The organism is Escherichia sp. 93.0816, assembly GCF_013368855.2.
Classification (GTDB): Bacteria; Pseudomonadota; Gammaproteobacteria; order Enterobacterales; family Enterobacteriaceae; genus Escherichia; species Escherichia ruysiae.
The window spans coordinates 28,337-42,019 of sequence record NZ_JABWNC020000013.1; the positions used below are offsets into that span (position 1 = coordinate 28,337).

The 13,683-nt window shown below is 49.7% G+C and carries 9 protein-coding genes, 1 tRNA gene and 1 pseudogene; 5 read left to right on the forward strand and 6 right to left on the reverse strand.

Features of this window, described 5'->3' with window-relative positions:
- The first annotated feature begins 145 nt into the window (after window positions 1-145).
- The gene (xanP, locus tag HEM79_RS14455) at window positions 146-1,537 is read left to right on the forward strand and encodes a xanthine/proton symporter XanP (RefSeq protein ID WP_010352595.1); all 1,392 of its coding nucleotides are present in this window, start codon (window positions 146-148) and stop codon (window positions 1,535-1,537) included.
- Between the two features lie 120 nt (window positions 1,538-1,657).
- Window positions 1,658-3,367: an AsmA family protein gene (locus HEM79_RS14460; RefSeq protein ID WP_176241514.1), complete on the forward strand. Its 1,710-nt coding sequence runs from the start codon at window positions 1,658-1,660 to the stop codon at window positions 3,365-3,367.
- Window positions 3,368-3,419: 52 nt separating this feature from the next.
- Here the strand turns inward: HEM79_RS14460 and yicI are convergent, their stop codons facing one another.
- On the reverse strand, window positions 3,420-5,738 hold the full coding sequence (yicI, locus tag HEM79_RS14465) for an alpha-xylosidase (RefSeq protein WP_176241515.1): 2,319 nt from the start codon (window positions 5,736-5,738) through the stop codon (window positions 3,420-3,422).
- A 305-nt stretch (window positions 5,739-6,043) separates the two neighbouring features.
- On the opposite strand from yicI, the gene HEM79_RS14470 reads away from it, so the two are divergent.
- A tRNA-Sec gene (locus tag HEM79_RS14470) sits at window positions 6,044-6,138 on the forward strand.
- Window positions 6,139-6,300: 162 nt separating this feature from the next.
- On the opposite strand, the gene fliB is transcribed toward HEM79_RS14470, so the two are convergent.
- Window positions 6,301-7,518: a flagellin lysine-N-methylase gene (fliB, locus tag HEM79_RS14475; protein ID WP_176241516.1), complete on the reverse strand. Its 1,218-nt coding sequence runs from the start codon at window positions 7,516-7,518 to the stop codon at window positions 6,301-6,303.
- A 484-nt stretch (window positions 7,519-8,002) separates the two neighbouring features.
- On the opposite strand from fliB, the pseudogene HEM79_RS14480 reads away from it, so the two are divergent.
- Window positions 8,003-8,927, forward strand: a pseudogene (locus tag HEM79_RS14480) (carboxylate/amino acid/amine transporter).
- A 3-nt stretch (window positions 8,928-8,930) separates the two neighbouring features.
- Here the strand turns inward: HEM79_RS14480 and nlpA are convergent.
- Entirely contained in the window at window positions 8,931-9,749 is an 819-nt protein-coding gene (gene nlpA, locus HEM79_RS14485) for a lipoprotein NlpA (RefSeq protein ID WP_000779442.1), read from the reverse strand.
- A 219-nt stretch (window positions 9,750-9,968) separates the two neighbouring features.
- On the opposite strand from nlpA, the gene yicS reads away from it, so the two are divergent.
- Window positions 9,969-10,262 carry a protein YicS gene (gene yicS / locus HEM79_RS14490; protein WP_010350505.1) on the forward strand — a complete coding sequence of 98 codons (294 nt, stop codon included), beginning with the start codon at window positions 9,969-9,971 and terminating at the stop codon, window positions 10,260-10,262.
- 41 nt (window positions 10,263-10,303) lie between these two features.
- Here yicS and nepI read toward each other — a convergent pair whose 3' ends face one another.
- The 3 genes from nepI to adeQ form a co-directional block, all read right to left on the reverse strand.
- Window positions 10,304-11,494 carry a purine ribonucleoside efflux pump NepI gene (gene nepI / locus HEM79_RS14495; RefSeq protein WP_176241517.1) on the reverse strand — a complete coding sequence of 397 codons (1,191 nt, stop codon included), beginning with the start codon at window positions 11,492-11,494 and terminating at the stop codon, window positions 10,304-10,306.
- A 210-nt stretch (window positions 11,495-11,704) separates the two neighbouring features.
- A complete protein-coding gene (locus HEM79_RS14500; RefSeq protein ID WP_176241518.1) occupies window positions 11,705-12,157 on the reverse strand; it encodes a DUF1198 domain-containing protein in 453 nt (150 codons plus the stop codon).
- A gap of 52 nt (window positions 12,158-12,209) precedes the next feature.
- Complete coding sequence (gene adeQ, locus HEM79_RS14505) at window positions 12,210-13,544, reverse strand: adenine permease AdeQ (RefSeq protein ID WP_016159934.1); 1,335 nt, start codon at window positions 13,542-13,544, stop codon at window positions 12,210-12,212.
- Window positions 13,545-13,683: the final 139 nt, after the last annotated feature.

Sequence of the window (13,683 nt, forward strand, 5' to 3'; positions counted from 1 at the left end):
ATGGATTTTAAGCAGAAAACAACCAAAAGTTATATAAAAAAGTGCATTTATCGCATTTAAATATTTAGAAGAATGCATGGCAAACGTTTGCTTTTACCTTTCGGTCAGCTAAAATGCCCGCTTTGCCACCACGGGATTGTTTTCGATGTCTGTTTCCACCCTAGAGTCAGAAAATGCGCAACCGGTTGCGCAGACTCAAAACAGCGAACTGATTTATCGTCTTGAAGATCGTCCGCCGCTTGCTCAAACTCTGTTTGCCGCCTGTCAGCATCTGCTGGCGATGTTTGTCGCGGTAATCACGCCAGCATTGTTAATTTGCCAGGCGCTGGGTTTACCAGCACAGGACACGCAACACATTATTAGTATGTCGCTGTTTGCTTCCGGTGTGGCGTCGATTATTCAGATTAAAGCCTGGGGGCCGGTTGGTTCCGGGTTATTGTCTATTCAGGGCACCAGCTTTAACTTCGTTGCCCCGCTGATTATGGGCGGAACGGCACTGAAGACCGGTGGCGCCGATGTTCCAACCATGATGGCGGCGCTCTTCGGCACACTGATGCTGGCAAGTTGCACCGAAATGGTAATCTCCCGCGTTTTGCACCTGGCGCGCCGCATTATTACGCCTCTGGTTTCTGGCGTTGTAGTAATGATTATCGGCCTGTCGCTAATACAGGTTGGGTTAACGTCCATTGGCGGCGGTTATGCGGCCATGAACGATAACACCTTTGGCGCGCCGAAAAATTTGCTGCTGGCGGGCGTGGTCTTAGCTTTAATCATTCTGCTTAACCGTCAACGTAACCCTTACTTACGCGTGGCCTCGCTGGTGATTGCGATGGCAGCCGGATATGCGCTGGCGTGGTTTATGGGCATGTTGCCAGAAAGCAACGAGCCGATGACGCAAGAACTGATTATGGTGCCAACACCGCTCTATTACGGGCTTGGTATTGAATGGAGTTTGCTGTTGCCGCTGATGCTGGTCTTTATGATCACCTCGCTGGAAACTATTGGCGATATCACCGCCACCTCCGACGTTTCCGAACAACCGGTTTCTGGTCCGCTGTACATGAAACGTCTGAAAGGCGGCGTACTGGCAAACGGCCTGAACTCGTTTGTGTCGGCGGTGTTTAACACCTTCCCGAACTCCTGTTTCGGGCAGAACAACGGTGTGATCCAGTTGACCGGTGTTGCCAGCCGTTATGTCGGTTTTGTCGTCGCACTGATGCTGATTGTGCTCGGCCTGTTCCCGGCTGTGAGCGGTTTTGTGCAGCATATTCCGGAGCCGGTACTTGGCGGCGCTACGCTGGTGATGTTTGGTACTATCGCCGCATCAGGTGTGCGTATTGTTTCTCGTGAGCCGCTGAACCGTCGGGCCATTCTGATTATCGCGCTGTCGCTGGCGGTCGGTCTGGGCGTTTCTCAGCAGCCGCTGATTTTGCAGTTTGCCCCTGACTGGCTGAAAAACCTGCTCTCCTCCGGGATTGCCGCTGGCGGTATCACTGCCATTGTGCTGAATCTGATTTTCCCGCCGGAAAAACAGTAATCCACTCGCGGCGGTAAAATTCTTTACCGCCGTAGCCACTCGCTTTCTCCATTCCCGCCTTGAGGAATGCGCGTAAATCGTGCATAACTCCCTTATGTGCATTTCACGGGATGGAAGACCATGAAATTTATTGGGAAGCTGCTTCTCTACATTTTCATCGCGCTATTCGTGGCGATCGCTGGCCTCTATTTCCTGCTGCAAACCCGCTGGGGAGCAGAGCATATCAGCGCATGGATATCCAGGAATAGCGACTATCATTTGACCTTCGGGGCGATGGATCACCGCTTTTCCGCGCCATCTCATATCGTGCTGGAGAACGTCACATTCGGTCGCGATGGTCAACCCGCCACTCTGGTGGCGAAAAGTGTCGATATTGCGCTAAGTAGTCGACAACTGAGCGAACCACGCCATGTTGATACTATCCTGCTGGAAAACGGGACGCTGAATCTCACCGGCCAGACCGCGCCACTACCGTTCAAAGCGGATCGTCTGCAACTGCGTGATATGGCGTTTAACAGCCCCAATAGCGAGTGGAATCTCAGCGCACAGCGAGTAAATGGCGGCGTCGTTCCGTGGTCGCCGGAAGCCGGTAAAGTCCTGGGCACGAAGGCTCAAATTCAGTTCAGTGCCGGCTCTCTGTCGCTCAACGATGTTGCTGCTACCAATGTACTGATTGAAGGCACTATTGATAACGATCGCGTCACGCTTACGAATCTGGGCGCCGATATCGCCCGTGGCTCATTAACCGGTAATGCGCAGCGTAATGCCGATGGTAGCTGGCAGGTGGAAAATCTGCGCCTGGCTGATATCCGTCTGCAAAGCGAAAAATCTCTGACCGATTTCTTTGCACCTTTGCGCTCTGTCCCGTCGTTGCAGATTGGTCGCCTTGAAGTGATCGACGCTCGCCTGCAAGGTCCGGACTGGGCGGTGACCGACCTCGATCTCAGCTTGCGCAACATGAACTTCATTAAAGATGACTGGCAGACGCAGGAAGGCAAGCTGTCAATGAACGCCAGCGAGTTTATTTATGGTTCGCTGCATTTATTTGACCCGATTATGAACGCGGAGTTTTCCCCACAGGGCGTGGCGCTTCGCCAGTTCACCAGCCGCTGGGAAGGCGGAATGCTCCGAACGTCAGGGAACTGGCAACGCGACGGGAAAACGCTGATCCTCGACGATGCAGCGATTGTCGGGCTGGAATATACCTTGCCGAAAAACTGGCAACAGTTGTGGATGGAAACGACCCCAGGCTGGTTAAACCGCCTGCTACTGAAGAGATTTAGCGCCAGCCGCAACCTGATCATTGATATCGATCCGAACTTCCCGTGGCAGCTCACTGCGCTGGATGGTTATGGCGCGAATCTGACGCTGGTTGCCGATCATAAGTGGGGCGTCTGGAGTGGCACGGCGAACCTGAATGCCGCCGCCGCAACGTTCAATCGTGTCGACGTTCGTCGCCCGTCGCTGGCGCTAACCGCCAATAGCAGCACGGTGAATATCAGCGAACTTAGCGCGTTTACCGAGAAAGGCATTCTTGAAGCTACTGCCAGCGTCTCACAAACGCCGCAGCGCCAGACCCATATCAGCCTGAACGGACGCGGTGTGCCGATGAACATTTTGCAACAGTGGGGATGGCCAGAGTTACCGATTACGGGCGATGGCAATATTCAGCTCACCGCCAGCGGCGATATTCAGACCGATGTACCGCTAAAACCTACGGTTAACGGACAACTCCATGCTGTGAACGCAGAAAAGCAGCAGGTAACCCAAACCATGAATGCTGGCGTAGTTTCCAGTGGCGAAGTCACGTCAACGGAGCCAGTGCAGTAAAAATCAATCTCGCCGGGCACGACATAGCCGTACCCGGCATTCCTTCAATAAATTACAACGTAATTGTCAGCGCATTCCCTTGAGGCGTCACCACCACGCCCAAATCACTTTCAGCCTGTAAACCGCCTTGCAAACCATTTACTTTCGCAATATTACGCAAGCACAGTGTCCAGTTCTTCGCCTCGCCCGCGCCTGTCACGGTAATCGTATTGCCAGTACGCGTCGCTTTCAGGGTGAAGATCACCGAACCGTCGGCGGCGGGCACTTCACAGACAGCTTCACGCCCGTCTTGCAGATTAAAGAGTTGGAAAGCCGTGCCTTCATGCCATGCGTAGTCGGGGCGTTGATCATTGTTCCCCAGCGCCAGTAAGGTGTTGTCACGCACGTAAACCGGCAAACTAAGAAAATCATGCTGCTGTTTATGCCAACGACTGCCTTCTGTTTCATCGTTATGCCACAGATGCGTCCAGCGACCTTCTGGCAGGTAAAACTGTACATCGCCCGCTTCAGAGAACACTGGCGCAACCATCACGCTGTCGCCCAACATATATTGACGGTCAAGATAATCACAGGCTGGATCGTCCGGGAACTCCATCACCATTGCGCGCATCATCGGCGTACCCAGCGCGTTAGCACGAGCGGCTTCGCGGTACAGATACGGCATCATGCGGCATTTAAGCTGTGTGAAATGGCGCACGACATCGCAGGATTCATCATCATAGGCCCACGGCACACGATAAGATTTGCTGCCATGCAAACGGCTATGGCTGGAGAGCAAACCAAATGCGCACCAGCGTTTGTAAACGTGTGCCGGAGCGGTATTCTCAAAGCCACCGATATCGTGGCTCCAGAAACCAAAACCGGAAAGGCCAATAGATAACCCGCCGCGCAGGCTTTCCGCCATCGATTCGTAATTGGCGTAGCAGTCTCCGCCCCAGTGCACGGGAAATTGCTGTGCGCCCACGGAAGCGGAACGGGCAAACAGGACAGCCTCTTCCTCACCGACAGTGTCTTTCAGGACGTTCCATACCAGTTCGTTGTAGATGTACGCATAATGGTTATGCATTTTCTGCGGATCGGAACCGTCAAACCACTGAACGTCTGTTGGAATACGTTCGCCAAAGTCGGTCTTAAAGCAATCGACACCCATCGCTACCAGGCCTTTCAGTTTATCGGCGTACCATTTGCAGGCATCTGGGTTGGTAAAATCATAAATCGCCAGACCTGGCTGCCATTTATCCCATTGCCATAACGAGCCGTCCGGGCGTTTGAGTAAATATCCTTTCTCTTGCAACTCTTTAAATACCGGCGATTTTTGCCCTATATAGGGGTTAATCCAGACGCAGATTTTCAGCCCTTTCGCTTTCAGGCGGCGAATCATCCCTTCCGGGTCAGGGAAAGTGACCGGATCCCACTCAAAATCGCACCACTGGAAGGCTTTCATCCAGAAACAGTCGAAGTGGAAAACATGTAGCGGCAGATTACGTTCCGCCATGCCGTCGATAAAGCTGTTTACCGTAGCTTCGTCATAATTAGTGGTAAATGAAGTCGTTAACCACAAACCAAAGGACCATGCTGGCGGCAGTGCCGGACGCCCGGTAAAACGGGTATAACGATCGAGCACCGCTTTCGGCGTCGGGCCATCGATAACAAAGTATTCGAGATATTCACCCTCGACGCTGAACTGCACTTTGGAGACTTTCTCCGATCCCACTTCAAACGAGACGCACTGCGGATGATTAACCAGCACGCCGTAGCCACGGTTGGTGATATAGAACGGGATGTTTTTGTACGCCTGTTCGGTGCTGGTTCCGCCGTCACGGTTCCAGGTTTCCACCATCTGACCGTTACGCACCAGCGCGGTGAAGCGTTCCCCCAGACCGTATACTGTTTCACCGACACCGAGATCCAGGCGCTCAAATATGTAGCTACGGTTGGTGTTGGTGTCCTGTATATAGCCGTTATTTTTCAACTGGCTACCGGTAATACGCACACCATTGCGCAGAAAATCGAGCGACCAGAATTCACCTTTGGTAACACGAACACTCAAATTACCGCTCTTCAGCTCGGCATATTCAATTGTGTTTTGCATCTCCACCGGAACGTCATGCAACACATTAAGCGGGTAGTGCGGACCGTTATCCAGCGCCCCTTGAAAATGCTCAATCCGCACGCCAACCACACCTTCCTGAGGTGAAAAAAAGCGTAGCGTAAACAGTGGCGTATCCAACTGCCAGGTACGCTCCCGCACATCACGCGGCGCGGCGTAAACCACCATCTCCTTTCCCTGTTGCTCAACATCAAAAACCTGGATGGGGTGAATCAAATTAAGACCAGGTTGAATAAGCCAGTTTCCATCGCTGATTTTCATAATCCGTTCCTTTCGTTCTGAAATTTTTGTTAGCGCAAGCATGACAAGTGAAGAAGGCGCCAGTCAGACAGCCCGAAAGTAAACCATCCTTAAGAGTGCGGATATTGCTATTTTTTGTTATCAACTTACGTTTCTTGTTTTCTGTGATCGCGGTAGCGCCAAAATGTAACTTATGGATTTGCTGAAGGTTTCTGTGAAAGGGATCATGGCAAGACGAAACGATACGGAAAAAAGTGTGATGGGGGATGTGATAAGGCGAGGAAGTAGCTATAATGCGCCCCGCCTCCATGTAGCAATCGAGGCGCGGAAGATCGTCGTCTCCGGTGAGGCGGCTGGACTTCAAATCCAGTTGGGGCCGCCAGCGGTCCCGGGCAGGTTCGACTCCTGTGATCTTCCGCCAAAATGCCTCTTCTGACGTTCACCAATCCCTTGTAATACGATTAAAACCAGACATTTTCTTCTGTTCATGATTCAATCGGCTTAACCGAGTTCTTTCTTAACATTTATTGCAATGGCGGCGACATGTCAGACAAAGACTTAACCCAGTTTCCGGCAGACGAATTTAACAAATCAACAGCAGGCAGGAGAGATCGTCCCCGGCATTGATCATGTCAATCGCTTTATCCATCCGCTCATTGATAATTGGCGAATGCAAGGTTTTCTCGGCAAGGCTCGCCACAATCTTCAGCACCGTTGCCTCATCTGGTGTTACTTCCAGCGATGTCACACTCAACAAATGCTTAATATAGAAATAATCGAGGATTAAACGGTAAACCTGGCGCATGATCGTTGAGAAATCAGCATCCGGAAAATGACAGTGGTAAATTTTGTAGGTCAGTAAATTGCGCAATACATGCGGGGCGCTAAGGATAGAATCCTGGCAAAGCTGCTGCCATTGCTTATCCAGAACTGCAAACTTGTCGACCAGATCCTGCTTATCCGTACTGGCTGTAATGTTTAAATACGCCGCCATCTTCCGATGCACCCCAGCGATAATGTTATCCCTGGCGCCTTCATTCGCGATAAGTGAACCCAATGCCGACAGCGCGCGCACCTTCAATCCAACCGACTCCGTTGACGTTGAGCGATGAATCAAACTTATACCTGCCGCCAGCTCGCTTAATAGTTCCTGATGATACTGTTCGGCCTGCGCAAAATGGCGATGCAGATCGAACTCAATGCGTTGCAAGTAAACCATAAACTGTGCCAGCGCCATCAGGTTCTCTTCAACGTTCAACGATGGCGCCTGTAGAAGGTGCCAGGCAAAGAGATGCACAATCTGTTGGATCTGATTAACCGGCTGCTGCCGGGCGATGATATTGTTTTTCGCCTTCGCCAGCAGCTCATCTTGTTCATGCACTAACATGCTGTCGGCATCGAACAATACCAGCCGGGCTACTTCTGGACATGAAAGCGTCATCGAATAACGAGTTGTATCCGCGTAGTGCTTTTTACAACGTGGATAAGTAGAACAGGTAACTGAAAGCGCGTTGCCTCCCAGCTCGCGATGAACCAGGCAGAGTTTATTTTCGTCGAGAAACGGACACTGTCCCTGCGCGTCCAGCTTAATTCTCGAATATCTTTGTTTACCTTTTCGCACCAGCATCAAATTCTCTTTCGCCAGGCTGGAGATTTCCGGATGGTGTGCGTTGAGGTAATCATGATGAGTTTTCTTGTCGATATCTATTTGCCATCCCTGACAACAGGAAATCAGGCAGTCAGAACCGACACAGGAAAACTTCTTCACAAACTCGGGTTTAATCACTTTATGGATTTGCATAGCATTCTTCGCGTTTAAAAAGCGAACAGTAGCATGTTGTCAGAAAAAAATGATAACGCCATAACATGACGGTTTAATAAGCATTTCACGCGTTTCATAAAGATAAAGAATAATGCTCGACCTCATCAAATTACCCACGCTATTTGTCAGCGACGCTAATGCAAAATATTTCATTGCGACGTGATAAAAAATTTCGATGCTTTTGAATAACGACCTACGCAAACCATGAAGGATACTTATGAGAAGAATATTCATGGTTCCGACGAGAATAATATAAAAGCCTCACGGTCGATTTTATTTTTAGATTGCTTCTGGCTGGCGATAATAATGTCAGACGTATCAACGGCCTGCCTGTTATTGATAAAGATGCGTAACTATTGCTGAAAGGCAACATAAATATGCTTTATATGAACAGAGCCATCCTTGCCATTTTTGCTATCATGCCTGCATACATAAACGACAAAACCGTATGCAGAGGGGAAAAATGGGTTCCACCAGAAAGGGGATGCTGAACGTTCTAATTGCCGCCGTATTGTGGGGAAGTTCAGGTGTCTGCGCACAATACATCATGGAGCAAAGCCAGATGTCATCGCAGTTTCTTACCATGACGCGACTGATATTTGCCGGTTTTATTCTGCTAACGCTCTCCTTTGTCCACGGCGATAAAGTCTTCTCAATCATTAAAAATCATAAAGATGCCATCAGCCTGCTGATTTTTTCCGTTGTTGGCGCACTGACCGTCCAGCTTACTTTTTTACTGACAATTGAAAAATCCAATGCCGCTACAGCAACGGTGCTGCAATTTTTATCACCAACGATTATCGTGGCATGGTTCTCACTGGTACGTAAATCACGCCCCGGCATCCTGGTTTTTTGCGCCATTCTGACATCGCTGATTGGTACGTTTTTATTGGTGACACACGGTAATCCGACGTCATTATCGATCTCTCCTGCTGCGTTATTCTGGGGTATCGCCTCGGCATTTGCTGCCGCATTCTATACGACATACCCCTCAACGCTCATTGCCCGTTACGGCACGCTGCCCGTGGTTGGCTGGAGTATGCTCATTGGTGGTCTGATCCTGCTGCCCTTTTATGCCGGACAAGGAACAAATTTTGTGGTTAATGGCAGTCTGATTCTGGCGTTTTTCTATCTGGTGGTAATTGGAACTTCGCTGACTTTTAGTCTGTATCTGAAAGGCGCACAGTTAATTGGCGGGCCAAAAGCCAGCATTTTGAGCTGTGCAGAACCATTAAGTAGCGCGCTGCTCTCTTTACTGCTGCTGGGGATCACTTTCACATTACCTGACTGGCTGGGAACGCTGCTGATTCTGTCATCGGTCATTTTGATTTCAATGGATTCCCGCCGCCGCGCCAGAAAAATGTAATCGTCCGGCGCGGCGCGGTTGATAATTACCAGCCCGGCACCGCGCCACCGTTAAAGATAGTTTCTGCCGCTTTAGCAACTTCCGGTGATTGATAAGATTGCAAAAATTCCTTCACGTTTTCTGCATCCTTGTTATCTTCCCGCGCCACCAGAATGTTCACATACGGCGAATTTTTATCTTCAATAAATACGCTGTCATGCACCGGGGAAAGCCCGGTTTGTTGAATATAAGTCGTACTGATAATCGCCACATCCACTTTCGGGTCGTCCAGTACGCGCGGCAACTGTGCCCCTTCCAGTTCCATAATCTGTAAATGACGCGGGTTATCGGTAATATCCAACGCCGTTGGCAGTAAACCTTTCCCCTCTTGCAACGTAATCAGTTTCTCTTTTTGCAACAGTAACAGCGCCCGCCCAAGGTTGGTCGGATCATTCGGAATCGCCACTGTCGCCCCATCTTCTAGCTGATCGACCGTTTTGATTTTTTTCGAATAGCCCGCCATGGGGAAGACAAAGGTATTCCCCACCGCCACCAGTTTATAACCGTGCGCCTGATTATCCTGTTCAAGGAAAGGGCGATGCTGGAATACATTGGCATCCAGTTCACCATGATTTGTTGCATCGTTCGGCAGCAATGAACCGCTAAATCCAATCAGTTCAACCTCAAGGCCATACTTCTCTTTAGCCACTTTTTTAGCGACTTCCGCCACATCCTGTTCGGCACCGTTTATGACCCCAACTTTAATGTGTTTTGTATCGCTACTTTGCTGGTCGCAGCCTGCCAGTAGTATTCCTGCCAGTAATAACGCTACTCCTGTTCGTAGATGATGTGTTGTCAGTTTCATTTTTTATCCTTTTATTAATGATTACCTGACTATAGCGGTAAGGTCGCTGCGGTTAAAAAACGAAATGCTATCGATAAGAAGAAAAAGGAATAAAAGAGGAATATAAGGTCTGGCACTTCTTACTGAATACTAAAACGCGTTTCGTACAGCATGATTAGAGCGATGAAAACAAACTACACTTATGCTTCATTCGATGCCATTTGTAAAAAGGTAGAACTCATGAAACCAACGACGCTGCTTCTTATTTTCGCTGTTTTCGCGATGCCGGGTATCGTATATGCCGAGTCGCCTTTTAGCTCGTTACAATCGGCGAAAGAGAAAAATACGGTATTACAAGATTTGCGAAAAATTTGTACCCCGCAGGCATCGTTATCAGATGAAGCGTGGGAAAAGTTAATGTTGTCTGATGAAAGCAATAAACAACACATACGCGAAGCCATCGTGGCGATGGAGCGTAATAATCAGAGTAACTACTGGGAAGCGTTGGGCAGGGTAGAATGCCCGGATATGTAAGAGCGGCAACAGCCGCTGACCAACACTTCTTTAGCCTGATATCAGGATTTCTTCATTTTCACTTTTGCAGTAACCAACAGCGCGGTAAGCAACATCAACGTGCCGGACAATATTAACGGCGAAGTCAGGCCAATGTTATCCAGTGCATAACCGCCAATTGCCGCGCCGCAGGTATTGGCAAGCTGAATAACAGCCACCTGAATAGATCCCGCCTTTTCTGCCTGGTCGGCTAATGAGCGGGTGATCCACGTTGACCAGCCCACGGGAATTAAAGCAAAGGTCAGCCCCCAGATAATCGCCACGCCGGTAGCAACAATTTTATCGCTTCCCCACAACGTCAGTACCAGCGCACTAAGAGCAAGCACTAACGGTGCTCCCGCTAAGGCCAGTTTTACTGAACGTTTAAGAATGATCGACGAAAGCGACGTACCGACAAAACTGGCGATACCAAAACTCAGCAGTACCAGTGTTAAGCCATCCACGCCGAATCCCGCCAGATTCATATACACAGGACGAATATACGTGAAGAAAGCGAACTGCCCCGCAAAGGACATAAAGATAGCAATCATCCCGGCCATCACCCCCGGACGCTGCAACAGGCGGAAGGTATTTTGTTTCTGATGCGAGGGTTCGCCAGGCAGCGAAGGCAATGATTTGATAATCCAGATAATACACAGCACGCCCATCACCGCTGCCGCATTAAAGACATTGCGCCAGCCGATAAGCTCACCTAAAAAGCTGCCTAACGGCGCGGCAATCACCAGCGCAATAGAAACCGCGCCGAAGATCACCGACAGCGCCTTCGGCACCGTACGAGGTGGCACCAGACGCATAGTCAGCGACGCTGACATCGCCCAGAATCCGCCCAGCGCCAGCCCGAGACAGGCTCGACCGATTAATAACATTCTGAACGAGCTGGCAAAGGAAACCAGCAAGCAAGAGAGCGTCAGCAAGACGGCGAACAGAATGACAACGTAGCGGCGGTCAGTGGCCTGAATTGTCTGGGTAATAAACAAACTGGCAAACATCGCCACAAAGGCGGTCACAGTCACCGATTGCCCGGCAAGCCCTTCCGAAATCCCTAAATCCTGCGCCATCGGCGTCAGCAAACTGACAGGTAAAAACTCAACGATAATCAGGCAGGCGACGCAAAACGCCACCGAGAAAACGGCAGACCAGTTCGGTCGGGTGATGGCATCCGCGCCACAGTTTTCTTCGATATGTTCACTCATGGTGTTACCCGTGGCATGTTTCAGGGGAAAAGCCGGTCAGTTTAGCATTGAAATGTGTGACGCATTTAACGTTTTTGCAACCTTTACGGTGTTGCTTGAGCTGGAGTTAAGATCGAAACGGAACAGGGCAAAGATTACCGAATGCGGCATGAACGCCTTATCCCCCCTACAGGTCAGGCGCGGTCTGTAGGCTGATAAGACGAAGCGGTTTTAATACAGCCAGTGAACGCCCTCGGCAGGCTGAAAGAATGCGTTATAGCGCATCTGGAAAGCGTTAATCTCCTGCATTTCAGGTTCTGTTTCGCGCAGAAAACCCAGCGCCAGCCTGACCTGAGCGTCGGTAATGGGAGCTGCGAGGCGGGCTTTTTGTAAAATCCGATGCCATTGCAACAGATTCTGTTCGCTGCCATCGACAATGACAATTTGCCAGATGAGCAACACCTGCGCAGCATTTTGCAGGTGCGACTCATCCGGGCGATGCAGATAACGTAAAAATTCGTCACCCGCTGACTTTCCCATCTGATCGACCATCGATTCGATGGGTACGACATCAATATTCAGCCGATCGCTCAGGCGGCGAATCGCCTTTCTGGCTCCGGATGTCAGCACCCGAAAACCAACCACAAACACCACCGCCAGCGTAGCGAGCATTATCCAGATCATGAGTTCTCCTGCGTAACCGGCACTCATGATATCTGGAAACACTTATCAGATACTAATCCACCAGGATGATTTTCAGCGCAAACAGCGCCGCTACAACCACCACACACAGGTTCAGATCGCGCCATCGTCCGGTACAGACTTTCATAATGCAGTACGACATAAAGCCCAGCGCGATACCTTCGGTGATCGAGAAAGTAAAGGGCATCATCACCGTAGTAATAAATGCGGGCACCGATTCGGTAAAATCATCCCAGTTAACACGCGCCAGACTTGAGGTCATTAACACGCCCACGAAGATGAGCGCCCCGGCAGTCGCATAGGGGGGAACCATTGCCACCAGCGGTGAGAAGAACATAACCAACAGGAACATAACGCCGACCACAACCGCAGTCAGCCCCGTGCGACCACCGACCGCCACACCAGAAGTACTTTCAATATAGGCGGTAACAGACGAGGTGCCGATAAACGCACCCGCCACCGAACTGACGCTATCGACATACAGCGCCTTATTCATATTGGGGAATTTACCGTTACTATCTATTAAGCCAGCTTTATCAGTTACACCAATTAATGTTCCTGATGAATCAAATAGGTTGATCAGCATAAAGGAGAAAATGATACCGGCAAGTTCAAGCGACAACGCGCCGCTCAAATCGACTTCACCAATGACACCGCTAATATCGGGTGGAATGGAATAGATGCCGCTAAAATGAACATCACCGAAAAATAATCCACAGCAGGAAGTAACAACAATAGAAACCAACACCGCCGCATGAAAATTACGTGATGACAACACGGTTATAATAAAAAAACCTAAAATACCTAACAACACGCCGTGAGAACTTAAATCGCCAATCATAACCAGCGTATCTTTATTGGCGACAATAACACCGGTATTTTTTAATCCCATCAAGGCAATAAATAACCCGATACCACTGGTGATACCAATACGTAAACTTAACGGAATGTTGGAAATCATCCAGTAACGGATACGAAAGAGCGTGAGCAAAAACAGTCCGATTGCGCCCCAAAATATGGCTCCCATCCCGGTCTGCCAGGAGATGCCCATCGCACCCACGACCACGAATGCGAAGAAGGCGTTCAGCCCCATCGCCGGTGCCAGCGCCACGGGTAAGTTAGCAAATATCCCCATCGCAATGCTGCCAATACCGGCAATTAAACAGGTTGTGACAAATACCACTTTCGGATCCATTTGTGCCGCGCCAAGGATTTGCGGGTTAACAAAAACGATGTACACCATGGTTAAAAAAGTGGTCATCCCCGCAATCAATTCTGTGCGGACGGTGGTTCCATGTTGAGGAAGTTTAAATAATCGCGAAAGCGTCCCTGATTCATTACTCACGTAATCGGTATTGTCATTATTCATTTTTTTGTCCATTGAAGGAATTTTAAATCCTTGCTTTTGTAAAACAAATGACAACACTGGTTCAGTGATAATTATCACATTTCAATTGCACATTAATGGATATTCTTTAATAATCTCGCGACGTTTCTTTATGATAAAT